General features: G+C 47.0%; 20 protein-coding genes. 2 read left to right on the top strand and 18 right to left on the bottom strand.

The window, feature by feature from the left end; all coding sequences use genetic code 11:
- Positions 1–18 precede the first annotated feature (18 nt).
- Entirely contained in the window at positions 19–807 is a 789-nt protein-coding gene (locus NOM90_RS18110) for an alpha/beta hydrolase (protein ID WP_255944015.1), read from the top strand.
- Between the two features lie 84 nt (positions 808–891).
- Here the strand turns inward: NOM90_RS18110 and NOM90_RS18115 are convergent, their stop codons facing one another.
- The 8 genes from NOM90_RS18115 to argC all read right to left on the bottom strand — a co-directional run bounded on the left by NOM90_RS18115 (position 892) and on the right by argC (position 11,163).
- Positions 892–2,001 carry a diguanylate cyclase gene (locus NOM90_RS18115; protein ID WP_255944016.1) on the bottom strand — a complete coding sequence of 370 codons (1,110 nt, stop codon included), beginning with the start codon at positions 1,999–2,001 and terminating at the stop codon, positions 892–894.
- A gap of 221 nt (positions 2,002–2,222) precedes the next feature.
- Positions 2,223–3,626 carry an argininosuccinate lyase gene (argH, locus tag NOM90_RS18120; RefSeq protein WP_255944017.1) on the bottom strand — a complete coding sequence of 468 codons (1,404 nt, stop codon included), beginning with the start codon at positions 3,624–3,626 and terminating at the stop codon, positions 2,223–2,225.
- A gap of 716 nt (positions 3,627–4,342) precedes the next feature.
- Entirely contained in the window at positions 4,343–5,578 is a 1,236-nt protein-coding gene (locus tag NOM90_RS18125) for an argininosuccinate synthase (protein ID WP_255944018.1), read from the bottom strand.
- Between the two features lie 42 nt (positions 5,579–5,620).
- Complete coding sequence (argF, locus tag NOM90_RS18130; protein ID WP_255944019.1) at positions 5,621–6,577, bottom strand: ornithine carbamoyltransferase; 957 nt, start codon at positions 6,575–6,577, stop codon at positions 5,621–5,623.
- A 100-nt stretch (positions 6,578–6,677) separates the two neighbouring features.
- Entirely contained in the window at positions 6,678–7,865 is a 1,188-nt protein-coding gene (locus NOM90_RS18135; RefSeq protein WP_255944086.1) for an aspartate aminotransferase family protein, read from the bottom strand.
- An 89-nt stretch (positions 7,866–7,954) separates the two neighbouring features.
- The gene (gene argB, locus NOM90_RS18140; protein WP_255944088.1) at positions 7,955–8,722 is read right to left on the bottom strand and encodes an acetylglutamate kinase; all 768 of its coding nucleotides are present in this window, start codon (positions 8,720–8,722) and stop codon (positions 7,955–7,957) included.
- Positions 8,723–8,814: 92 nt separating this feature from the next.
- Positions 8,815–10,044, bottom strand: a complete 1,230-nt coding sequence (gene argJ, locus NOM90_RS18145) for a bifunctional glutamate N-acetyltransferase/amino-acid acetyltransferase ArgJ (protein ID WP_255944020.1) — start codon at positions 10,042–10,044, stop codon at positions 8,815–8,817.
- Positions 10,045–10,110: 66 nt separating this feature from the next.
- Complete coding sequence (gene argC, locus NOM90_RS18150; protein WP_255944021.1) at positions 10,111–11,163, bottom strand: N-acetyl-gamma-glutamyl-phosphate reductase; 1,053 nt, start codon at positions 11,161–11,163, stop codon at positions 10,111–10,113.
- 277 nt (positions 11,164–11,440) lie between these two features.
- Between argC and NOM90_RS18155 the strand changes: the two genes are divergently transcribed.
- Positions 11,441–12,397, top strand: a complete 957-nt coding sequence (locus NOM90_RS18155) for an Rpn family recombination-promoting nuclease/putative transposase (RefSeq protein ID WP_255944023.1) — start codon at positions 11,441–11,443, stop codon at positions 12,395–12,397.
- An 80-nt stretch (positions 12,398–12,477) separates the two neighbouring features.
- On the opposite strand, the gene NOM90_RS18160 is transcribed toward NOM90_RS18155, so the two are convergent.
- The 10 genes from NOM90_RS18160 to NOM90_RS18205 all read right to left on the bottom strand — a co-directional run bounded on the left by NOM90_RS18160 (position 12,478) and on the right by NOM90_RS18205 (position 24,351).
- Positions 12,478–13,359: a YitT family protein gene (locus NOM90_RS18160; protein WP_255944025.1), complete on the bottom strand. Its 882-nt coding sequence runs from the start codon at positions 13,357–13,359 to the stop codon at positions 12,478–12,480.
- Positions 13,360–13,367: 8 nt separating this feature from the next.
- Positions 13,368–14,481, bottom strand: a protein-coding gene (gene prfB, locus NOM90_RS18165; RefSeq protein WP_255944027.1) for a peptide chain release factor 2 whose coding sequence is annotated in 2 segments (ribosomal slippage) — positions 13,368–14,408 and positions 14,410–14,481 — 1,113 coding nt in all. Because the reading frame shifts where the segments join, the coding sequence is not laid out codon by codon here.
- A gap of 134 nt (positions 14,482–14,615) precedes the next feature.
- A complete protein-coding gene (secA, locus tag NOM90_RS18170) occupies positions 14,616–17,063 on the bottom strand; it encodes a preprotein translocase subunit SecA (protein WP_255944029.1) in 2,448 nt (815 codons plus the stop codon).
- Between the two features lie 197 nt (positions 17,064–17,260).
- A complete protein-coding gene (gene hpf / locus NOM90_RS18175; protein WP_255944031.1) occupies positions 17,261–17,821 on the bottom strand; it encodes a ribosome hibernation-promoting factor, HPF/YfiA family in 561 nt (186 codons plus the stop codon).
- Positions 17,822–18,109: 288 nt separating this feature from the next.
- Positions 18,110–18,307, bottom strand: a complete 198-nt coding sequence (locus NOM90_RS18180) for a cold-shock protein (protein WP_255944032.1) — start codon at positions 18,305–18,307, stop codon at positions 18,110–18,112.
- Between the two features lie 174 nt (positions 18,308–18,481).
- Positions 18,482–19,639: a UDP-4-amino-4,6-dideoxy-N-acetyl-beta-L-altrosamine transaminase gene (pseC, locus tag NOM90_RS18185; RefSeq protein WP_255944033.1), complete on the bottom strand. Its 1,158-nt coding sequence runs from the start codon at positions 19,637–19,639 to the stop codon at positions 18,482–18,484.
- 33 nt (positions 19,640–19,672) lie between these two features.
- Positions 19,673–20,626, bottom strand: a complete 954-nt coding sequence (locus NOM90_RS18190; protein WP_255944035.1) for a dTDP-glucose 4,6-dehydratase — start codon at positions 20,624–20,626, stop codon at positions 19,673–19,675.
- A 3-nt stretch (positions 20,627–20,629) separates the two neighbouring features.
- Positions 20,630–21,682 (bottom strand): pseudaminic acid synthase, encoded by a 1,053-nt coding sequence (gene pseI / locus NOM90_RS18195; protein WP_255944036.1) that lies wholly within the window; start codon positions 21,680–21,682, stop codon positions 20,630–20,632.
- Positions 21,683–21,775: 93 nt separating this feature from the next.
- Positions 21,776–22,453, bottom strand: coding sequence for an HAD family hydrolase (locus NOM90_RS18200; RefSeq protein ID WP_255944038.1), 678 nt, complete (start codon positions 22,451–22,453; stop codon positions 21,776–21,778).
- Positions 22,450–24,351 carry an NAD-dependent epimerase/dehydratase family protein gene (locus NOM90_RS18205; protein WP_255944040.1) on the bottom strand — a complete coding sequence of 634 codons (1,902 nt, stop codon included), beginning with the start codon at positions 24,349–24,351 and terminating at the stop codon, positions 22,450–22,452. The genes NOM90_RS18200 and NOM90_RS18205 overlap by 4 nt, the downstream gene beginning before the upstream one ends.
- Positions 24,352–24,357 lie beyond the last annotated feature (6 nt).

Genomic DNA, 24,357 nt, shown 5'->3' on the forward strand with positions numbered 1-24,357 from the left:
GAAGGAGGTACATACTACATGGCTTTGTTGTCTTGTAACTTTTTTTCCGAATCGTTAGGTCTGAGTACGTCGATGAATGTAATTTTGCCGCAACAAACACGTTCACAAATCGGTTTGAGCAATGTGAAACGTCCGGGACCTCATAAAACTTTATACTTGCTGCACGGGTTGTCCGATGACGATACGATCTGGGTACGCCGAACTTCGATCGAACGTTATGCGGCTGCTTACGGAATCGCGATCGTGATGCCGCAGGTTCATCGTAGTTTCTATACGGATATGGCATATGGCGAAAAATATTGGGAGTTTATTAGCGAAGAATTGCCGGAATTGGCACGTTCCTTTTTCCCACTGTCTGCTGAGCGCGAAGACAACTTTGCGGCAGGGTTATCCATGGGTGGATATGGAGCATTCAAGTTAGCACTGCGTAGACCGGATCTGTTTGCTGCGGGAGCTAGCCTTTCAGGAGCGGTCGATATCGCAGCGATGGTCGAAAATCCGGATAATCCGCGATCAGGGTTGTTACATACGATTTTCGGCGAGCAAAAAGTACGGGGTAGCGAAGATGATTTGCTGTATCTGCTGGATCGCGTATCGAAATCAAGTACGCCGAAGCCGAAGCTGTATCAATGTTGCGGTACCGAAGATTTCTTGTACAAAGACAATCTGACGTTCAAAAAAGCAGCAGAAAGCAGCGGGCTAGACTTTACGTATGAAGAAGGCCCAGGCGAGCATGAATGGGGCTATTGGGACAAGATGATTCAAAATGTGCTGGAATGGCTGCCTCTGGACGACTCTAAAAAATAAAAAGATATTACTTTGCCTAAATTAAAAAGCCGCGCTTCCTAAACCTAGGAGACGCGGCTTTTGTACGACGCTATCCAATAAGATTTAGACGACTTCGTGAGAAGGATCGATTTCGGTGCCAGCTTTGCATACACGGTTCCTGCCGCTTTTTTTCGCGTGATAAAGCGCATCATCCACACGTCGGAATAGGGTTTTAACCGAGCCAAAGCTCGATATGCCATACCCTAGAGAAATAGTGATCTTGAGCGTAGTCCCATCTTCTAACATAAAATCATGGCTTTCTACAGAGATTCGGATTCGCTCCGTGATTCGCGTCAAGGATTCTTCGTCGCGTCGGTCAATCACCATGGCGAACTCTTCTCCTCCGTTTCGAGCTGCATATCCATCTATCGGCGTACAAGAAGCCAAAATATTACCCAGCTGCTTCAGCACCAGATCCCCGGCGGGATGCCCGTATGTATCATTAACTTTTTTGAAATGGTCGATATCGAGCAATATCAAGCTAAACTCTTCTCCATTTTTTTGTGCAGCCCAAATCCGACGATCATATAGCAGATGAAAAGCTCTCGGGTTATATAGCCCAGTCAAAAAATCGCGGTGCGCTGCATCTTCCATAAACGCAAACAATTGGTTCGAATTTCGAAGATGTCGCAACATCAAGAACGTAAATAGTCCAGTTCCTGCAATAATAATGCCATAGATCGGCAAAATGCGAAGCATAGCTGAACCTAGCGTAATATACAAACTGACCGACAATAACAACAACTGTACGGCAAAAGCAGCTGCCCATCTTTTCGGTTCCAATTGAAGTTTTTTGATAATAAAAATCACTAACGCAAAAGTCGCCAACGCATTGAAAGCTCCGATATAGGAAGGCAAGCCGATATTCCCAAAGAAAAAGAAACGAAATAAAGCAATCATAATGCTCGCCACTAACCCACCAGGAATCCCTGCTACATAAACCGCGATAATAATCGCAGTCTGCCGCAAATCGATAATCGAATGTTCGCTAACCGGGAATGAAAATTCCATCAGTAAGATGCCAGCAAACCCCATCATCACTCCTGTAAACCACGGTAACCAAGCGCTTGAACGTTCAGACAACGATGATTTACGAAACTGATTCAAAAAGATATTACCGAAAAATAAAAACGTCGCTAAAATCGTGAAATTGATAAACAATTCTTTGAACATGAGTACGGTTATGCCTCACAGTCTGCACCAATGCGAATTGAGCGGTGAGGAATAAACTGACCGCTTTTTAACCATTTTACTCGATTCCTAAGTTTCTGCAAAGAACTTTAGGGTTTCAAAAGGAAAGATACCAAAAAAAAGAAACCGTATTTTTGTATAAAAAATACGGTTTCTTGGTATTTCGATTAGAGAGTAAATGCTACGCATCCTCTGTTTATCGATTATAGACGTGTGTCCAACCATTCTGTCGTACGTTCAAGCGTCGTTTCCGCGCGTTCAATCGCAGCTTCAACTTGAGGTTTTGCCGTACCGCCGTATACATTACGCGCGTTCACCACGTTTTCCGGTTGAAGCACAGCGTAAATCTCATCGTCGAACAGATCGGAGAATGTTTTGAATTCATCCAGTGTCAGATCCAGCAAATATTTGCCGTTTTCGATGCAGTACAAGACGGTTTTGCCGATCACTTCGTGTGCATCGCGGAACGGAAGCCCTTTGCCAACCAAGAAGTCTGCAATATCGGTCGCGTTGGAAAAGTCTTTGTTCACCGCTTCGCGCATACGTCCTGTCCGTACTTGCATCGTTGCGATCATCGGAGCGAACAGACGCAGCGCGCCGTCAAGCGTCGCTACCGTATCGAACATGCCTTCTTTGTCTTCTTGCATATCTTTGTTATACGCAAGCGGAAGCGATTTGAGTACGGTCAGCAATCCCATCAGATTGCCGTACACTCTGCCTGTTTTGCCGCGAACCAGCTCTGCAACGTCAGGATTTTTTTTCTGCGGCATAATGCTGCTGCCTGTGCAGAACGCATCATCCAATTCGACAAAGCCGAACTCTGTGCTGCTCCATAGAACCAACTCTTCGCAAAGACGCGACATGTGCATCATCAAGATCGAAGCGCCGGACAAAAATTCTAAAATAAAGTCGCGATCGCTGACAGCATCCAGACTGTTCTCATATACGCCGTCGAATCCAAGTTGCTCCGCCACGAAATGACGGTCAATCGGGAATGTCGTTCCGGCAAGCGCGCCAGCGCCTAGCGGCAACACGTTAATGCGTTTATAGCTGTCCATCAGACGCTCGGCGTCACGTTGGAACATGGAGACATACGCAAGCAAATGATGCGCGAACAAAATTGGCTGTGCACGTTGCAGATGCGTGTAACCCGGGATGATGGTATCCGTATGCTGCTTCGCTTGTTCGATCAGTGCTTGTTGAACCGCTTGGACAAGCCCGGTGAGTTCAACAACGCGGCTGCGCAAATAAAGGTGCATATCGGTTGCGACCTGATCGTTCCGACTGCGACCGGTATGTAGCTTACCGCCGACAGGGCCGACTTCTTGGATCAGATGCTTTTCGATATTCATATGAATATCTTCATCGGACACCGAAAACTCCACTTGCCCGGCTTCGATCTTGTGCAAGACTTTGATTAGACCTTCTGCGATGGTATCGGCGTCTTTTTGCGGAATGATGCCGCATTTGCCAAGCATGGCGACGTGTGCCAAACTTCCTTGGATATCTTCTTGCGCCAGTGCTTTATCGAAATTGATCGAAGCCGTATACTCTTCTACCAAACGGTCAGTCGGTTTGGTGAAGCGGCCTCCCCATAATTTGCTCATCTGTTCCTCCTCCCCTCCCAAACCCTCCCCGAGGGAGGGCTCCAAAGGGCGACTGCCCTCTGGACACCTGTAAAGGGCAGAGCTTGCGGTCGCGGTTTTTGGGAGGTTGGTTTTATTTGGTGGTCGTGTGGTGGTGACTGCCGCCGCGCTTGCTCTGCCGTTGGCGAGCCGCGGCTGACTTGCGGCGCGGTCGGCGGTGGTTGCGGGCAGCTGTTCGCTGCCTGATGCGACGCGCGCACGGGACTTCAAGATGGGCTGGAAGCAGGCGGCTTCGCCCGCCTTATCCAGACGGGGGTCGAAGGCGAGCCGCTTCGCCGGCTCTGTTCGACCAAGACCCGGAGCCAGAAGCGTAGCGCTGCGCGGCTACTGTCTGGCTAAGACCCGGGGTCGAAGGCGAGCCACTTCGTTGGCTCTGTTCGACCGACCGACGTCCTGTCCGGAAGGGCGATCTTTGGCTACGCAAGGGCAAGGGCTGGCTCTGAATACCCGGCTTGAGTGAGAAGCCGGGTATTCTTCCCTAGCCGCCTATAAAGGCGGAGAGCAAAGGGTGGAGGGGAGTTTCGGTGGAGAAGAGTTAGCGTTCGCCTTTGCAATGGGGAAGCTTCCTTGAAATATAATCCAGCTTCCCAATGGCAACACGCGATCGAAACGAAACCCCCCGGAACCCTGCCCTTTTTACTTGTACTCTTTTATCCTTTTTGATCTAAGAACTTAGTTTACTGGTTGTTTTGCTCGACGCCTTTGCTCACTTTGAGTCGGAGAGCATTCAGGCTGATAAAGCCGGTTGCGTCGTTTTGGTCGTAAGCTTGGCTTGGGTCGGCTTCCATGGTCGCGATGTCTGGGTTGTACAGGCTGACTGGGCTTTTTACGCCAGCGCCGATGACATTGCCTTTGTATAATTTCACGCGAACGGTACCGGTTACGTTTTTCTGACTTTCCGTTACGAGAGCCTGCAAAGCAAGGCGCTCAGGCGCGAACCAGAATCCGTTGTATACGAGCGTGCTGTAGCGAGTCAACAGCGAATCGCGCAAGTTCATGACTTCGCGGTCCATGGTCAGCGACTCCATTTTGCGGTGAGCGGTGAACAAGATCGTACCGCCTGGAGTCTCGTAGACGCCGCGGCTTTTCATGCCGACAAAACGGTTCTCGACCATATCGACGCGTCCGATACCATGTTTGCCGCCGAGTTCGTTCAATTTATCCATCACTTGAAGCGGGCTCAACTTTTCGCCGTTCAGAGCGACCGCGTTGCCTTTTTCAAATTCGATTTCCAACATTTCCGGCTCATTCGGTGCATCTTCCGGATCGGCGCTGAGCAAGAACATCTCTTTGTTTTCCGGTGCGCTTGGATCGAACCACGGATCTTCCAACACTCCGCTTTCATAGCTGATATGCAGCAAGTTGCGGTCGGTCGAGTAAGGTTTTGCAGCAGAAGCCGTAACCGGAATACCGTGTTTTTCGGCATACTCGATCATTTCTGCACGTCCCGGGAACGCATCGCGGAATGTGTCGAGTCTCCAAGGAGCGACGACTTTAATATCTGGAGCCAGCGCGGCTACGCCGAGTTCAAAACGAACTTGGTCATTCCCTTTGCCTGTCGCGCCGTGAGCGATCATCGTAGCGCCTTCTGCGCGTGCGATCTCGACCATACGTTTTGCGATCAGAGGACGCGCAATACTTGTACCGAGCAGGTATTGACCTTCATACAGGGCGCCGGATTGGAACATCGGGAAAATAAAGTCCGAAGCAAATTCGGCTTGCAGATCGTCGATATACACCTTGGAAGCTCCGGTTGCCAATGCTTTTTCTTCCAGACCGTCCAATTCTTCTTTTTGTCCGATATCCGCTGTGAACGCGATAATTTCTGCGTCATATGTTTCTTTGAGCCATTTCAAAATGATCGATGTATCCAGACCACCGGAATACGCGAGTACGATTTTTTCTTTTGCCATAAGTCTTAATTCCTCCGCTCTTTTAGTTGTACAGATAACAGGTTAAGCCATTAAAGTCGCCATAACCGCTTTTTGCGCGTGCAGACGATTTTCCGCTTCGTCGAAAATGACACTGTTTTTGCCGTCGATTACGCCAGCACTCACTTCTTCGCCGCGATGCGCCGGAAGACAATGTAAAAATAGATAATCGCTTTTCGCATATTGTACCAGTTCTTCGTTCACTTGATAATCTTTGAACGCAAGCTCGCGTACTTTTTGTTCTTCTTCAAAGCCCATGCTCGCCCATACATCCGTGTAGACCGCATCGGCATTTTCGATTGCTTCGCGCGCATCGCGCACAATCGCAATTTTCGAACCTGTCTGATTTGCAATCTCATGCGCTTGACGCACGATATCGGCATCCGATTCATAACCTTCCGGGCTGGCAATGCTCACGTCCATCCCCATTTTCACGCCGCCGAGTAAAAGCGAATGCGCCATATTGTTACCGTCACCGATATAGGCAAGTTTTTTGCCACGCAGTGCGCCGCGATGTTCTTGAATCGTTTGCAGATCGGCAAGCACTTGGCAAGGATGACCGAGATCGCTGAGTGCATTAATGACCGGAATATCCGCGTATTTCGCAAGCTCCGTTACATTTTCATGTCCAAACGTCCGAATCATAATGCCGTCCAAGTAACGCGACAATACGCCAGCCGTATCCGGAATCGCTTCGCCGCGTCCAAGCTGAATATCGTTTTTGCTGAGGAAAAGAGCGTGACCGCCCAGTTGGAACATGCCGACTTCGAACGATACGCGGGTACGTGTCGATGACTTTTCAAAAATCATGCCCAGCGTCTTTCCAGCGAGAGGGCGGAAGGTTTCTCCTGATTTTTGTTTGCGTTTGAGTTCAATCGCAAGATCGAGCAAATACTGAATTTCTTCCGTCGTATAATCGGTAAGCTCGACAAGGTCGCGTCCTTTGAGCGATGTTGCGTGTATCTGTTGAGTCAAATCCATGATTGTACCCCCTTGAATAAAATATATCCGTAAAAAGAAGCGCAGGCGCACCGGAAATCGCAGCCCGGTTCGCCGAACGCTTCGAAAATCGTAAAAACAATTATAGGCTTGGTGTCGGCACTTTTTCTTCAATCACCGATACGACAATATCAACCGCTTGATTGACTTCTTCTTCCGTCACGTACAAATTCGGCAGTAAACGAATGACATTCGGTCCAGCCGATACGAATAGCAGACCATGCTTTTGCCCTGCTGCTACGAGATCGGCAACCGGTTCTTCACATTCAATACCGATTAACAGACCGAGTCCGCGTACTTCTTTGACGAACGGATTGCCGCTCAGACGATCGCGCAATTGCGTCATCAATTGTTCCCCGATTTGCGCGGCTCTTTCTGGTAAATTGTCTTCTTGCATCGTTTCGATCGTCGCGATAATCGCGGACGAAGCAAGCGGCGTACCGCCGAACGTCGTTGCATGGCTACCCGCTGTGAATGCTTCTTTGAGATAAGCGCGCCCGATCATCGCACCTGCGGGGAAGCCCGAAGCAATCCCTTTTGCCACGGTGAAAATATCCGGCTTAATGCCGTAACGATGATGCGCGAACCAAGCACCTGTGCGTCCCATACCGGTCTGCACTTCGTCGACGATCAGCAAAATGCCTTTGTCGCGGCAAAGTTGTTCGATCTGCTTCGCATACTCCGCCTCGAGCGGGTATACGCCGCCTTCGGCTTGTACCATCTCGATCATAACGGCAGCGGTACGTTCGTTGACTGCGTCTTTGATCGCTTGAATATCATGCGGAGGCACGGTGACAAAACCAGCTGGAAGAGGCAAAAAACCTTCTTTGACTTTGTCTTGGCCCGTTGCCGTCAGCGTCGCAAGAGTACGCCCGTGGAACGATTTGCCTAGCGTGATGATTTCGTAACGTTCTTCGCCTTTGACTTTTTGGAAATAGCGACGTGCCAGCTTGATTGCCGCTTCGTTGGATTCCGCGCCACTGTTACAGAAGAATACCGCATCGGCTTGCGCCACTTCGGCAACTTTTTTCGCGGCTTCTTCTTGCTTGGGAATCACGAACAAATTCGACGTATGCCACAGCGTATCGATCTGTTCTTTGAGCTTCTCGGATACTTTTTTCGGTGCATGTCCCAGATTCGTCACGGCAAGTCCGCTCATGAAGTCGAGATATTTGTTGCCTTGATCGTCCCAGAGCCAGCTTCCTTCTCCTTTGACAAGAGCTAACGGGTTTCTCGCATACGTTTGGAATAAAGCACTTTCTTCTTGCATCATGCTTACACGCCCCTTCCTTTTTCTCGAATTAGCGAACGAATACAGACGAACGACTCTCGGAACGTTAGGTTCGAGTTCTATTGCTTTTATCGTCGAATGACCGTTCCGATCGATTCACCGGCTAACAAGCGTGGCAAGACTTTCGGTTCGCTGCCGTCTACGATGACGACTTCTTGCACTTCTCCGTGTATACATTTCATCGCAGCGCGCACTTTGGGGATCATCCCCCCGTAGATTTCGCCGCTTGCGATCATTTCTTCAATATCGGCAAAAGAAACCGAAGGTAACGCCGTTTTGACGCCATCGATACTTTTCAAAATCCCTGGAACGTCTGTCACGACAATCATACGCGAAGCGCCGATGAATGAAGCGACGGCTCCTGCTGCGGTATCCGCGTTGATATTGTAACGTTGCCCACCTTCATCCACGCCAAGCGGCGCGATAATCGGTATATAACCCAGATCCAGCACGCCGTTAATCAGGCTGGCTTTGACATGCGTTACGTCACCGACCAGACCCACTTCGTTGGCATTGGGAACAGGCTGCGCAATAATCAGCGAACCGTCGGAACCCGATAAACCGAGTGCTTGCCCGCCTGCGGACTCAATGCGGCGTACAATCAATTTGTTGATCGTGCCTGCCAACACCATTTCTACGACGTCCAGCACTTCTTCGGTCGTGCGACGCAATCCGTTGACGAACTCTGTCGGAATCCCGAGCTTCTCCAAGTTTTCCGAGATCGCCGGGCCTCCGCCGTGTACGATGACCGGTTTAATGCCGCTTTGCTGTAGCTGCACTAGATCTTTGAAAAAAGCTTCGGGTAACGCCGCGAGCGTGCTACCTCCGCATTTCATCACGAATGAAGCTTTTACCGCTCCCTCTGCCGAAGCGGAAGATCCGCTGACTTCATGAATGTATTCCGTCACCTTCGTCTCCTCCTTCTCCGTTACGTCCGGTATGCCGCATTAATGCGCACATAATCGTAAGTCAGATCGCAGCCCCAAGCTGTCGCTTGCTCCGCACCCATATTCAGCTCCACCGTAATCAATACGTCGTCGCCTTTTAAATACTCCAAAGCTTGGTCTTCATCGAAAGGAATCGGCTGAGAAGCCGCCAATACCGGAATGTTTCCAAGTTTGATATCTACCGTGTCTACATTGACCGGAACGCCTGCACGGCCGACTGCCGCGATAATACGCCCCCAATTTGCATCGGCGCCGTACACGGCTGTTTTGACCAGACTTGAACCGATGACCGTCTTCGCGATCGCTCTTGCCGAATCGATATGCGCTGCACCTGTCACTTTGACTTCGACCAGCTTGGTTGCGCCTTCGCCGTCTCGCGAGATCGCTTTTGCCAAATGTTCGCATACCGCAGCAAAACCTTCCGCGAAAGCTTGCCAATCCGGATGTTGTTCGTTCAATTCTTGGCTTTGCTCAGACAATCCACTCGCCATCGCAACCAGCATATCGTTGGTGCTTGTATCTCCGTCCACGGTAATCATGTTAAACGTATCTTCGGTTGTCCGGCGCAGCAACGTATGTAACGCTTCGCTACTGATCTTCGCATCTGTCGTGACAAAAGCCAGCATCGTCGCCATATTCGGATGAATCATACCCGAACCTTTTGCCGCTCCCGCGATCGTGACTGGTTTTCCATCGATTTGTACGCTTACGCACAGTTCCTTTTTGATAAGATCGGTCGTCAAAATCGCTTGGCTGAACTGTTCGCCGCCATCCGCTTCGGTCGTCAGCGCTCCCGATAATCTAGCTATTCCGTCGCGTACGCAGTCCATTTTCAAATTTTCGCCAATGACGCCAGTCGAAGCCACGGCTACATCATTCACATCCACGCCAAAACTACTCGCGGCAAGGGATCGCATTTCGTAAGCGTCTGCGTCGCCTTGCTTACCTGTACAGGCGTTGGCATTACCGCTGTTGACCACAACCGCGCGCAATATACCATTTGCCAGACTTTCGCGTGTCGTTTGCAGCGGGGCTGCTTGAAAAAGATTTGTGGTATACACAGCCGCCGCTGCTGCGGGAACTTCACATACAATCGCTCCAATATCGTTACGCTCTGTTTTTTTCAGTCCGCAATGCAGACCTGCCGCTTGAAATCCGCGCGGGGTAATAATCGAGCCGCCTTCGACGACCGTATAAGAAGGAACTGCCATGAGACGCTTCCGCCTTTCGCTTATATAATCATGGATACATTGTTGAGCTGCTGAATAAAGCTAAGCTTAAGGATACATGGGGATAAACTGAAGCCCTGTCGTTTCTTCCCAGCCCATCGCCAAGTTGAGATTTTGAATCGCTTGCCCTGCTGCGCCTTTGACCATATTATCGATCGCCGAGACGATCGTCACGCGCCCCGTACGTTCATCTACCGCAAAGCCAAGATCGCAGTAATTCGAACCTGAGACTTCTTTGGTCGCCGGCAAAATGCCTTCGTCGCGAACACGGACAAACGATCTTCCTTTATAAAAGTTTCGATACAAATCAATAAAGTCCTGCGTGCTTTTCGATCCGTTTACCGAAGCATACATCGTACTTAAAATCCCGCGAGTCATCGGAATGAGGTGCGTCGTGAACGTGACAACGACTTCTTGCCCTGCAATATCGCTTAGCGTTTGCTCGATCTCTGGGATATGCTGATGAGCATTCACTTTGTATGCTTTAACACTTTCGTTGATTTCACTATAATGCGTGCCGAGCCCTGTTCCGCGACCCGCTCCAGACACGCCTGTTTTGGCATCAATAATAAGCGTTGACGGATCGATCCAACCTTCTTTGATCGCTGGGATCAGACCTAACAGCGTCGCGGTTGGGAAACATCCGGGATTGGAGATAACGGTCTGCTTGGCTACCGCTTCTCCGTATATTTCGCTAAGCCCGTACACGGCTTTCTCCAATATGTCGTTGGACGCCGCAGCACGTTTATACCATTGTTCGTAGACGGCTCCGTTTTTCAAACGCAGATCGCCTGACAAGTCAATGACGGTTAGCCCTTGCTCCACAAGCTTAGGCGTCAATTCGGAACTTACACCGGCTGGCGTAGCTAGGAAGACGACATCCGCTTTTTCTTTGATCGCAGCCGGTTCAATCGCTGACAGCTCTAACTCAATAATATTCGTCAGATGCGGAAAGCTCGCACTGAGCGGGGTTCCGCTATTTGATGACGATAATACACAAGTAACCTCTACATAAGGATGATGATGCAGCAAACGCAGCAGTTCTGCACCTCCATAGCCGGTCGCTCCGACAATTGCCGCTTTGATTGTCACGTTGTCCATACTCCCTAACCTCCGTTCATACCGTTTTCCGAATTTTTTATGCATCTTTTTTCGAAATAATATGTATTATTATACGTTCCGAGTCATATAAATACAACCTTTCACTCAAAAGTTTACATTCGGTGGGAGAGAAAGATTTATATTGTTATAAAAGGAACATATGTTTGCGTTTTCAGCGTCTAATCAGTTAGTATAGTTTCATCCAAGATCCTTCGCACATTCGAACTAGGCGCGATCTTCTATCACTTTTATATTCGGCTAAAGGAGAAGATTACGTATGCCGCCTAATTTGCAAAAACCGTTACACCATCCTCATGACAAAGCCTATAAAGTGTTATTGTCCAACCGTCCTTTATTCGCTGAGTTACTGCATCATTTTGTCCCTGGGGACTGGGTAAACCAGCTATCTGCCGAAAACTTGATTAGGGTCGACAAGTCTTACATTTTGAGCGATTATAAAGAAAAAGAAGCCGACCTTGTTTACCGGGCAAAGCTGCATGGACAAGAATTTTATTTTTATATGGTGTTAGAATTTCAATCGAGAGTTGACTTTCAAATGCCGCATCGTTTATTGACGTATATGACCGAGATTTGGCGAGATATTCAGCATCATACGCCAGCTTCGGAAAAACGTCGCAAAAGTTACCGCCTGCCTGCGATCATTCCGATCGTTTTATACAATGGAACTGCATCGTGGACAACTGTCTCTTCCTTTCGTGAGATGCTGCAAGGTCAGCAATACTTTGGCGAAGAATTGCTTAACTTCCGTTATATTCTGATTGATGTCAAAAGACTGGATGCCAAGCATTTGGAAGATATGCAGAGTTTACTTGGGCTTATCTTTCTTGTAGAACAAAACCCGGGAGCTGTGCCTTTTACAAATCAATTGAGGAAATCAAGTCAGATGCTCAAAAATCTAAACCCCGAACTTTTTCAATTATTTAAATCTTGGTTTAAAATGATGAATCCCAAAGAAACTCAGCAGATTGGTCATATTCTCGATGAATATCAAGATCCGAAAGGAGCAGATCAAATGATTTCGAATTTAACCAAAGCTTTGCGTGATGAATATTATGAAATGCGGCGCCAAGGACGTACAGAAGGTGAAACAGAGGCACGATTAGATATTGCACGTAACCTATTACAAGAAGGGATGAGTGTAGAACAAACCGCTCGTTTAGCAGGTCTTGATATCACCGAAGTACAACGTTTGGAGAACAACTTAAATTCTTAATCGACTTTTTAAATATATGAAAATAAAAAAGCTGCTCTCCAAGTTCCGATCTTGGATAAGCAGCTTTTTGGCTTGCACAATTATAATTGAACTTTAAATCCTTTACCTAACACTTCTTGCGCGTTGCTAATCACGACAAATGCTTCGGGATCGACTGAACGTACCAATGTTTTTAATCGACTGGTTTCGCTTTGACCGATTACGACCATAAGAACCGGACGCGATTCCCCCGTATACCCGCCACGTCCTTCAAGTTCCGTCAGACCCCGATCCAAATCTTTGAGAATAACCTGAGTCAGTTCTTCACGTCGATCGGTAATGATGTATGCGACTTTGGTATACCCAAGTCCCATCTCAACAGCATCGATTACTTTACCCGTAACATACAGGCCGATCAGAGCATATAACGCATTTTCCAGCGACAATGTGAATCCAGCGAGTAAAATGACGGAGCCATCGACCAACATCACACAAAGCGATAAACTAAGCCCGCTGAACTTTTGTACCAGATGCGCCACGATAGATAATCCGCCGGTCGACCCGCGCCCGCGAAAGACTAGCCCAAGCCCCAACCCTACGCCGATACCGCCATATAGCGAACCGAGTAACGGATTCGTTGTCGAGACTGGCCAATCGCGTGTGATGTAAATGAATAGCGGCAAACAGATCGTTCCGATCAGCGTACGTGCGCCGTATTGTCTGCCTAAAAAAATAACACCTGCGATAAAGAGCGGGATATTGAATATCCACTGCGTAAACGCGGGTTCGAATCCGAACCAAGCTTTGATAATGATCGATAATCCCGATACACCGCCGGATGCAATCTGATTGGGAAGTAAAAACAGATTGAACGCGAGCGCGGTAATAAAAGCCCCGACCACAATTAAAAGGGTATCGAGAATATTACGCTGAACACCGTGAATCGGGATTAACGGCTTTCTGCCGCTTTTGCTTGTTTTCATCGCGGTGCTTACTCCGTTTCGATCTTCAATTGGCTACGCAGATAAGCATCGACAAATCCGTCTAAATCGCCGTCCATCACTGCTCCGATATTACCCGTTTCGTGCGTTGTACGATGGTCTTTAACCATGCTGTATGGATGGAAGACATAAGAACGGATTTGGCTGCCCCAACCGATCTCCGATTGTTCCCCGCGAATTTCCGCTAATTCTTGCTTTTGCTCTTCAATCCTACGCTCATACAGTTTCGAACGAAGCATGGTCATCGCACGCTCACGGTTTTTGATCTGCGAGCGTTCATTTTGACACGTTACGACAACACCGGTTGGAAGGTGAGTAATCCGTACTGCCGAGTCGGTCGTATTGATGTGCTGACCGCCGGCGCCGCTTGCACGGTACGTATCGATTTTCAAATCTTCCGTACGGATTTCGATATCGATCGTATCATCGATTTCGGGTACGACGTCGCACGATACGAACGACGTATGGCGTCTGCCTGACGAGTCAAACGGCGAAATACGCACCAAACGATGTACGCCTTTTTCTGCTTTTAGATAGCCGTAAGCATTATAGCCTTTGATTAGCAGCGTTACACTTTTGATCCCGGCTTCGTCGCCTGGCAGATAATCCAGCGTTTCGACTTTGAAGCCGCGCTTTTCTGCCCAGCGCGTATACATCCGAAGCAGCATTTGTCCCCAGTCTTGTGACTCGGTGCCGCCTGCACCTGGATGAAGCTCCAAAATAGCGTTCAATTTATCGTAAGGCTCATTAAGAAGCAGTTGAAGCTCGAACTCGTTGATCCGATTTACAAGGTCTTGAATATTCCCGGCTACTTCCGCCGCCATTTCTTCATCGCCTTCTTCATCGGCAAGTTCAATCATGAGCGAAGAATCGTCGTAATCTTGCTGAAGCTTGCTATATTGATCGACAGAACCTTTAACCGCGTTCATCTCTGCGATTAATGCTTGTGCTTTATCGTTATCGTCCCAAAAATCAGGAGCCGACATTTTCTCTTCGAAGTTAGAAATCATTTCTTGCTTGAGATCTAAGTCAAAGAGACCCCCTAAGGTTGGTTAATTTCTGCGCCATTTCGCGCAGATCTTGCTTGACTGATGGATCGATCATATCTGTTCACCTCTTCTATAATCTTAAAACCTGATCTCGCCTTACATTAGAGTCCCTATAAACAGCCCTTCGGCTCGATCCCAGAAGGAATCGAGCCGTTGTTATACCTTTTTTGAAAACACAGCCGCTATGAATTAACGCTGAGCGCGGCGTTCTTTGCGGGAAGCCTTTTTGTCTGGCGTTGGGCTATTGGTGCTGATTTTATTTTCATCGATAACCGCTTCACGCTGCTGATTTGATTCGACGCGAGCTTTCATAATATACGTCGCAACCTCTTCTTGGATGCTCGCGATCATCTGATTGAACATTTCGTAACCTTCGAATTGGTACTCGCGAAGCGGATCTGTACCGCCGTAAGCACGCAAGTGGATACCTTGACGAAGTTGATCCATCGCATCGATATGATCCATCCATTTGCGATCGACCGCACGAAGCGCGATAACTTTCTCGAATTCACGAACCATTTCTTCGCCAAGCGAAGCTTCACGCTCGTCATAACGCTGTTGAACTTTGTTGTACAGATATTCCGTAATTTCTTCGGCTTCTTTTCCCCATAGTTCATCGCGAGTGATTTCGCCTTCTTCAAGCAGTTTGGCATTGATATAATCGGCAACTTCTTGCAGTTCCCAGTTTTCCGGAATATCGTCGCCTGTATGAGCTTCGACGATCCGTTCTACTGTAGAGCGAATCATATCCAGTACGATTTGCTTAACGTTTTCCGATTCCAACAATTCCTGACGCTGCTTGTAGATGACTCCGCGCTGTTGGTTCATCACGTCATCATATTGAAGAACGATTTTACGTGTATCGAAGTTGTTGCCTTCTACACGTTTTTGCGCCGATTCTACCGCACGTGAAATCATACGGCTTTCGATCGGTTGATCCTCTTCAAAACCAAGACGCTCCATCATGTTCAGTACGTTGTCCGCACCGAAACGCTTCATCAATTCATCGCCAAGCGACAAGTAGAATTGCGTCGAACCCGGATCGCCTTGACGACCTGCACGACCACGAAGCTGATTATCGATACGACGCGATTCGTGACGCTCTGTACCGATGATATGCAGCCCGCCTACTTCATGCACGCCTTCGCCAAGCTTGATGTCTGTACCACGGCCCGCCATATTCGTTGCGATCGTAACCGAACCCGCTTGACCGGCACTCGAAATGATCTCTGCTTCTTCAGCATGATATTTCGCGTTCAAGACTTGGTGACGAATGCCTTTTTTCTTCAGCATTTCCGACAATACTTCCGAGTTTTCGATCGATACGGTACCCACCAGGATTGGCTGGTTTTTAGCATGACGCTCTTCGATCTCGGCAACTACGGCGCGGAATTTGCTTGCTACGCTTTTGTATACGACATCGGGAGAATCGGTACGTTGGTTCGGACGGTTGGTTGGAACTTGAAGAACTTCAAGACCATAGATCTTTTTGAATTCTTCTTCTTCCGTTTTCGCTGTACCCGTCATACCCGCAAGTTTGCGATACATCCGGAAATAGTTTTGGAACGTAATCGTTGCAAGCGTCATGCTCTCGTTTTGTACGGTAATCGCTTCTTTAGCTTCAATCGCTTGGTGCAGACCGTCGCTGTAACGACGTCCTGCCATCAGACGACCTGTAAATTCGTCGACAATCACTACTTCGTCTTCAACGACAACATAATCGACGTCGCGGCGCATAATCACATTCGCTTTAAGCGCTTGAACGATATGGTGGTTGAGCGTGACATGGCTTTGGTCGTACAAGTTATCGATACCGAAGTCGCGTTCTGCTTTTGCCGCACCTTTGTCAGACAGCGCTACGGATTTAATTTTAATATCAACGGTGTAATCTTCTTCGGCTTGCAGACGTTTTACGAAACGGTCTGCTAGGAAGTAGAGTTCTGTCGATTTTTGCGCTTGACCCGAAATGATCAGCGGCGTACGAGCTTCATCGACCAAGATAGAGTCTACTTCGTCGATGATACAGAAGTACAGCGGACGCTGAACCATTTGTTCTTTGTACAGCACCATGTTGTCACGCAGATAGTCGAAGCCATACTCGTTATTCGTACCGTACGTGATATCGCAGTTGTAGGCTTCTTGCTTTTGCGCGTGCTCCATACCACTGAGGTTGACACCTACAGTCATACCGAGGAAATTGTACACTTGTGCCATTTCCTCGCTGTCACGTTGTGCCAAATAATCGTTGACGGTAACGACGTGCGCGCCTTGTCCTGCCAAAGCGTTGAGATAAACGGGAAGTGTACCTACAAGCGTTTTACCTTCGCCGGTTCTCATTTCCGCGATTCGACCGTTATGCAGGGCCATGCCTCCGACTAATTGTACATCGTAATGACGCATGCCGAGTGTGCGCTTAGCGGCTTCGCGCGTTGTCGCGAAAGCTTCCGGAAGAAGATCGTCCAGCGTTTCGCCTTTGCTCAAACGCTCACGGAATTCAACCGTCTTATTTTTAAGCTGCTCGTCTGTGAGTTTTTCAAAATCAGGTTCCATTTTATTGATGACTTCAACGGTACGCATGAACTTTTTGACGTCACGTTCGTTCATATCCCCGAAGATTTTTTTAACTAGTCCTAACATGTTGTGCCCCTTTCGTGCAAAACGGATGGTTTGCCTAAATTGTACCAGCTTGAGCGAACACGGGCAACCGCGCAAAAGCCCGCCCAGCTTGGAACCGTAAAAGTTCTTCCTTTATTATATACGCAGAAAGAGCCTTATCCGATGCGGATAAGACTCTTTTTTCTTCAAAATTCATGATTTTTTTGTGAAATGAGCCGTTATTCCTGTTCGATTAGGCCATATTTGCCGTCGTTACGACGATATACGACGTTAACCGTCTCGGACTCAATGTTGGAGAATACGAAGAAGTTGTGTCCAATCATGTTCATTTGCAAGATTGCTTCTTCCACATCCATCGGTTTGAGCAGGAATCGTTTGTTCCGCACGACTTGGAGTTCGTCTTCTTCTTCATCCGTAGATGGAGAAACCGAAGCGTTCACACCTTCGTCTACGAAAAGACCTTTGAGGCTTTCGTCTTGACGGAATCTGCGGTTCATTTTAGTTTTGTGTTTACGAATCTGACGTTCCAGTTTCGAGAGTACGGAATCGATCGACGTGTACATATCGTCGCTCCGGTCTTCCGCACGAAGGAATACGCCACCTGGAAGAGGGATTGTTACCTCCACCTTGTGAATACCTCGAGTTACGCTGAGTGTAACTGCCCCTTCTGTAGCCGGGGGAATATCGAAGTACTTCTCAAGTCGGCTGAGTCTCTTATCGATGTAATCTTTCAGAGCGTCAGTTACTTCAATGTGTTGTCCTCGAATCGCAAAATCCATAGGGCACTCCTCCTTATATCGCCATTATAGCACAGTGTTAACGCCGAGTAAAAACGATGTTAACGCTTCATAAGCAATTTAGTCTGCAAGTCTCAGATCGAGATTATAGACTACTCGCTATTTCTTTATTTTAACCGAAAACTGGAAGAAGAAAACGGTTGATTTTCGATGATGTTATGTAGGTCAAACAAAAAAGACCCTAGGTGCAGGGTCTTTCGAGTGAGCCATGTGTAACTCTAACCAGCATAAATCATTATCTATGTAGGTCAGGCATACGGCTATGACAGCTTACAGAGGAGTAACGTTAGATGCTTGCGGTCCGCGAGCGCCTTCAACGATATCAAACTCAACAGCTTGGCCTTCTTCCAGCGTTTTGAATCCATCGATTTGGATCGCGGAGAAGTGAACGAACACGTCGCCGCCTTCGTCTGTCTCAAGGAAACCGTAACCTTTTTCTGCGTTAAACCATTTTACTTTACCTTGCATGCACGAACATTCCCTTCGTTATCAGATAAATAAGTACGATTGTACCCCTCGACTATACCACCGTATATTCTGTGGTGTCAATTGGAATTTGAAATGATTTCATGCAATTATATTCCAATAACAGGCTAAAGAATAATTTCATCAAAATTCGTGAATTAATGTACTTTGCTACAATCAAGCTAATTCTTTAATTGCACGAACTACATACAAGACGTCTTCGTCTTTCATTCCTGGAAATAGAGGAAGCGTAATGCAAGATTCGTAGTATTTTTCCGCATTCGGGCAAAGACCTTTTTTATAGCCTAAGTCTTCATAATAAGGCTGCAAATATACGGGGATATAGTGCACATTCACTCCAATATTCCAGGCTCTTAACTGCTCGAAAATTTCTTTTCTCGAATATTGGAAATGCTCTGGTAAAAAGCGTACAACATACAAATGCCAGCTTGAATTTGCTTCAGCATGTTGCTTAGGCAAAACCAATCCGGGTATATCAGCAAGTTCGCGATTATAGATCTCTACTAATTCACGACGCCGAGCAATAAACCTGTCTAATTTGTCCATCTGCGAAATGCCAAGCGCTGCCTGAATGTCTGTCATTCGATAGTTATAGCCAAGTTCTTGCATTTCGTAATACCAAGGTCCTTCGTTTCGTGTAAGTTCTTGCGGATCGCGCGTCATGCCATGACTGCGAAAACGCAACAATTTGCGATAGAAAGCTTCATCGTTCGTCACAATCATTCCGCCTTCTCCTGTTGTAATATGCTTTACAGGATGAAAGCTGAACATCGTCATATCTGCCCAAATGCCAACTTTTCGACCTTGATAATCCGCTCCAAGCGAGTGTGCAGCATCTTCAATCGTGATGAGACTATGTTGACGAGCAATCGCTTGAATTCGATCCATTTCTGCGGGTTGTCCGCTGAAATCGACTGCGATAATAGCTGTAGTTTGCGGAGTCAACTTCTCCTCAATCTGCTTCGGGTCGATATTATAAGTTACCGGATCGATATCTGCGAAAACAGGAGTTCCGCCTTGATAAAGCACACAGTTGCTGCTTGCAAGAAAAGTCAGAGGCGTCGTAATGACTTCATCCCCAGCTTCGATTCCAGCTGCAAAGCAAGCCCCATGTAGCGCTGCTGTACCGTTTGAAAAAGCAACACCGTAACAAGTTCCTACATAATCAGCTACTTTTTGCTCAAACATCTCGATAGCAGGACCTTGCGTAATGAAGTCACCTTTTAGAACTTGCACAACAGCTTCGATATCTGCTTCATCCAGCCACTGCTTTCCATAAGGCAGTAATGTGTCCCTTTTCCCATGCTCGCTCAATTGACGCCCTCCTTGTTCAGCAAAAAGGTTGGCTTAGGCCAACCCTCCCTCTGCAATCCATGCTTTTGTTCGCGAAATCCCTTCCTCCAACGAAACATTCGGTTCCCAATTCAACAATTGCTTAGCTTTAGATGAATTGCATAGCAATTTTTGAATTTCGCTCTGTGGGTGAATATGCTCGACATGCTTGATTTTCGAAGAGTCGCCTGCAATCAATAAAGCCAAGTCATTAACCGCAATATCTCGGCCTAATCCCGCATTGACGATTTCTCCGTTCACAGCGTCACTAAATCCAGCTTCTACGACAAAACGCGCGCAATCTTCTACGTACAACAAATCTCGCGTCTGCGTACCTTCCCCATAAATGTTCAGCGTTTTTCCTTCAAGCTCATTTTTAAGGAAAATCGCGACTACGCCGCCTTCTCCGCCGGTCTTCTGGAAAGGTCCATACGTATTGAACGGGCGAATGACGACAGTAGGCAATCCGTAAGCGTGATAATACGAAAGCACCATATTCTCCGCGCCGATTTTAGCTCCTGCATACGGAGAAGCCGGCTTGGTCGGATGCGTTTCATCAATTCCGGCTGCATCCGTGCAGCGGTCATAAACCATGCAAGTGCTCATGAATACCACTTTTGTCTGATACTTTTTGCATTGTTCAAGGATGTAAAACGTGCCGATCGTATCGTTATTGAAAGTCGTACGCGGATCATCGATCGAATCCTGTACATTAATCGAAGCACCGAGGTGGTAGCAGATATCGAAACGATACTCGGCGAATAACTCAGCCAATAGCTTTTCATCCAAAATGGTACCTCTGACGAAAGCTTTCAATCCTGTATGGTCCATAAATTCTGCTAGGTTGCTTTCTCGGCCATTGGAGAGATCATCCAGAATCCAGACATTATGGCCTTCATCGAGCAATCTCTTCGCTACCCAGCGTCCGATAAATCCTGCGCCGCCGGTCAATAACACATTTTTACCCATGAATTAGACAACCTCCCAGGTTAACGGCGTGCCTTTGGCAACATCGCAAGTTACTGTTCGTCCAAGCAGTTCATCCAGATACTTAGTCGGCAGTCCAAATCCTGGACGGATAGCTTTGACATTTTCTCGGGTTAACGCGTCTCCCTGCTTTAGGTCTTTTGAGATGTAAAGCGAGCGGCGATGTTTCAATGATGCCTGTTCGCCCTCTGTTGCACCGTAAGTTACTTTGCCAAGTGATTGCCAAGCCCGTTCTGTCTCGATAACAAGTGCAGCTAACTCTTCAGGCTCCAGTGAAAAAGTAGAATCCACGCCGCCATCAGCCCGACTTAACGTAAAATGCTTTTCTACCACTGCCGCACCCAACGTGACGGCTGCGACAGATACGCCTACACCCATTGTGTGATCAGAAATACCAACCATACAACCGAATAATTCTTCCAGATGCGGTACTGTCAAAACATTCGTATTCTCCGGAGTCGCTGGATAAGTGCTGGTACATTTGAGCAGTACAAGATGGTTACAGCCCGCTTCGCGTGCTGCTCGAACCGACTCATCTAATTCGGCAATCGAAGCCATTCCTGTCGATATAATCAGTGGCTTACCGGTTGCAGCTACTTTTCGAATCAACTGAATATCGGTATTTTCAAAAGAAGCAATCTTGTAAGCCGGAACATCCAAGCTCTCCAGAAAGTCGACAGCCGTCTCATCAAATGGGGTACTGAATGCCAACAAACCTAATTCGGCTGCACGATCAAAAATCGGCTTATGCCATTCCCACGGCGTATAAGCTTCTAAATACAAATTGTATAAAGAACTTCCTTTCCATAAACTGTTCGTATCCTCAATGAAAAAATCGCCTTCGTGAATGTCTAGCGTCATCGTATCCGCAGTATAAGTTTGCAATTTGATAGCATCGGCACCAGCAGCAGCGGCTGCTTCTACAATTTGCAAAGCACGCTCTAACGATTGATTGTGGTTGCCAGACATCTCTGCGATGATAAACGGCTTATGATCATGCCCAACCCAACGTTCTCCGATTTGAAATTCCAAATCCATACACCGTCCTTTATTATGTTCCTAAATCTATGATATAGATAATCGTTCTAAAAATCTTATTTATTTTCTTTGGGATATACAGATTGGTTTCAACTATTTGGTCATCATATTCAAAACATTTGGCAATTCATGCAGCGTATCGATTTGATACTCAGCTTCATGGTTTGCTTGGCTCTTTACACTTTTATGATTACCTCTCATGATTCTGATTGTACGAAATCCCAACGGGCGAATCCCTACAAAATCTTTAGCCGGATTATCTCCGATGTATACGATCTTTTCAGGTTCTAAGTCTTCTTTCTCACAAATTTTATGAAAGCAATAAGGGGAAGGTTTCTCATTATGGATTCCAAATCTACGGCTGATATAAACTTTTTTGATAGCAGGGTGTTCGTATAATCCCAGAGCCTGTATCTTCCGATGTTGAACCAGCTTGTTTCCATCCGTCACAATATAAACAGAATTTAATGGCGCTTGATTGAGAAAAAGACTAGCATCGTCAAACAATTTAATCTGAGGATTGTGTTTGCGATACACTTGCAAACACATGTTCACATTTTGCTGTGAATAAATACCGAGTTGTTGAAGCACATTGTTAAAAACTTTTCCTCGACCATTATGCTCAAGTTCATACAGCAAGCTTGAGTATATCTCATGAGCATGTAGATCATAACGTAAAGCCAGAAAATCGGCTACTGCACGTAAACCACTCTGAACGAATGTGATTTCATCATAAAGCGTATCATCCAAGTCAAATACAATCACCATCATTGAATAGAGTCCTCGGCGTATCGGACTAGACGTTTATTTACTTCGCTTCTTACAAAGGCATATTCACCAAGATCGGCACCGCTAGACTCTAGCAAGAACCAGTAGAAACTATCGAGCCCGGCAGCGACACTCAGTGTAGATGCCCCACCAAAACGGCTATTGCATTCGACAATATACGAATCCCCTGCGTCATCGGTAATAACTTGGAAAATCGCATGACCATAAATCCCTAATTGCTCTGCAAAGTCAGCGCATAGCGCTTCAAGTTTCTCATCGCGGAATGTCGTTGTAATTTGAGATTCTCCATTCACGACCAATTCTCTTCGGCGTGCGATAGATCCTTTACATTTTCCATTTTGCTGTACGTATACATCGATACTGCTCTCTACACCAGAGATAAGGGGTTGGAAGATCGGTTCTTTTAGCGAATTAGCATGATGTTCGGCTTCTTCACGAGTCAAATTTAATCCGATAAACTGTGAACCTGCTCCATGACGCTCTTTCACTACACAATGATCACCGTATTCTTCCTTCCATTTTTTAGAAGCTGGAATAACAGGGAATCCAAGTTTGATCCCGTACTCCGCAAAAAGTAATTTGTCTAAACAGAGATTGACCGTTTTTGAATTCGAAACCATCACGTTTATACCATGACTTGCAAGACGATCTTTATGAGCAGCAAAATAAGCCAGTTCTCCATCTCGGCTTGGAATGATCGACGTAATCGCGCGAGCTTTGCAAGCCTCAACCAAATCATCTGGATTCAGATCAGTAAGACGAGGCATCTGCCAAAAACTATCCACAAAGAATTGACTAATGGCTTGCTTGTCCAAATCTCCGCCTATTAGTTCAAGTCTCTTTCCTGTCTTACGGATACTTTTGCCTACTGCTTTCAACATCGGAACCTTTTTGGAAGCGCTAGTCACAAGCACTGCCTTCGATTCCGGCATCTTAACCTCAGCCTCTTCGCGTTGCTGATAATGTCTAATCAGTTCCGGTATCGTATCTTCAAGTTGTCTAGCTGGTTTCCACCCTGTCAGCTGCTCAAATCGGCTCATTTCGGCTTCCGAAGCTTCAAAGAGAATGCTGCTAGATTCTTCTATACTCCGCATGTCAGGGAAATGTTGCTTGAGAATCTCCAATACTTCTTCAACCCGGCGAGAACGAGCGTTTCCAAGATTCACAATTCCGTTAGCTTCACTCAAAGCAAGTCGAAGCAAACCTTCCGCAACATCGCCTGCATAAATGTAGTCAAACATACCTTCCTTGCCGAACACACGCAAAGTCTCGCCTTTTAATAACGATTGAATCCATCTGGAGACAATATCTTTTGAATTCTTTCCATACACACGATAGATTCTTGCCGAGACGGTCTGCAACCGGCCTGCCGAGAAATGTTCAAGGAACCGTAATTCGATCTCGTGCATTAGCTTAGCTGCACCGCACATATTACGTGGATAGATCGGGTTATCTTCTTTGAGCGGCAGTGCCTGTTCAGATGGTACGGGAAGCTGATATTGATTAGGATCATAGATCAGATAACTAGAAGCGAAGATTACCTTCCGCAGACTTATATTATCTTTGAGGCAGTCCATAAGGTGGTGGCTTAGCCTTAAATTATGACGTTCGTTTTCTTCCCAAAATTCATAACTTTCTTCAGATCTCTCAAACGTCGCTGCCAAGTGAAAAAAATACTCGGGATTAAAATCAAGCAGTTCTTCACGAGTAATCTCGTTCAAGTCGCCCTGACGATAAAGAATATCCGATGACCAATTCGCTGGACGAGGCTTGAGGTCTCCAACAAAAATAATGGCTTCTTGTTTCAATAACAACTGTACCAGTTCCGTACCGATTACTCCCGCTCCGCCGCTGACGAATACGCGTTTTCCTTTTAGCATGTTCCT

Origin of the sequence: Saccharibacillus sp. JS10 (genome assembly GCF_024436065.1) — a bacterium.
Classification (GTDB): Bacteria; Bacillota; Bacilli; order Paenibacillales; family Paenibacillaceae; genus Saccharibacillus.

Coding starts and splice junctions, on each gene's coding strand:
- NOM90_RS18135 (WP_255944086.1), bottom strand. CDS start 7,865: ATGCAAGAAGAAAGTGCTTTATTCCAAACGTATGCGAGAAACCCGTTA.
- NOM90_RS18110 (WP_255944015.1), top strand. CDS start 19: ATGGCTTTGTTGTCTTGTAACTTTTTTTCCGAATCGTTAGGTCTGAGT.
- hpf (WP_255944031.1), bottom strand. CDS start 17,821: ATGGATTTTGCGATTCGAGGACAACACATTGAAGTAACTGACGCTCTG.
- NOM90_RS18180 (WP_255944032.1), bottom strand. CDS start 18,307: ATGCAAGGTAAAGTAAAATGGTTTAACGCAGAAAAAGGTTACGGTTTC.
- NOM90_RS18200 (WP_255944038.1), bottom strand. CDS start 22,453: ATGATGGTGATTGTATTTGACTTGGATGATACGCTTTATGATGAAATC.
- NOM90_RS18155 (WP_255944023.1), top strand. CDS start 11,441: ATGCCGCCTAATTTGCAAAAACCGTTACACCATCCTCATGACAAAGCC.
- argH (WP_255944017.1), bottom strand. CDS start 3,626: ATGAGCAAATTATGGGGAGGCCGCTTCACCAAACCGACTGACCGTTTG.
- NOM90_RS18205 (WP_255944040.1), bottom strand. CDS start 24,351: ATGCTAAAAGGAAAACGCGTATTCGTCAGCGGCGGAGCGGGAGTAATC.
- argC (WP_255944021.1), bottom strand. CDS start 11,163: ATGGACAACGTGACAATCAAAGCGGCAATTGTCGGAGCGACCGGCTAT.
- secA (WP_255944029.1), bottom strand. CDS start 17,063: ATGTTAGGACTAGTTAAAAAAATCTTCGGGGATATGAACGAACGTGAC.
- NOM90_RS18160 (WP_255944025.1), bottom strand. CDS start 13,359: ATGAAAACAAGCAAAAGCGGCAGAAAGCCGTTAATCCCGATTCACGGT.
- NOM90_RS18190 (WP_255944035.1), bottom strand. CDS start 20,626: ATGGGTAAAAATGTGTTATTGACCGGCGGCGCAGGATTTATCGGACGC.
- NOM90_RS18125 (WP_255944018.1), bottom strand. CDS start 5,578: ATGGCAAAAGAAAAAATCGTACTCGCGTATTCCGGTGGTCTGGATACA.
- argF (WP_255944019.1), bottom strand. CDS start 6,577: ATGGATTTGACTCAACAGATACACGCAACATCGCTCAAAGGACGCGAC.
- pseI (WP_255944036.1), bottom strand. CDS start 21,682: ATGGATTTGGAATTTCAAATCGGAGAACGTTGGGTTGGGCATGATCAT.
- NOM90_RS18115 (WP_255944016.1), bottom strand. CDS start 2,001: ATGTTCAAAGAATTGTTTATCAATTTCACGATTTTAGCGACGTTTTTA.
- argJ (WP_255944020.1), bottom strand. CDS start 10,044: ATGGCAGTTCCTTCTTATACGGTCGTCGAAGGCGGCTCGATTATTACC.
- argB (WP_255944088.1), bottom strand. CDS start 8,722: ATGAAATGCGGAGGTAGCACGCTCGCGGCGTTACCCGAAGCTTTTTTC.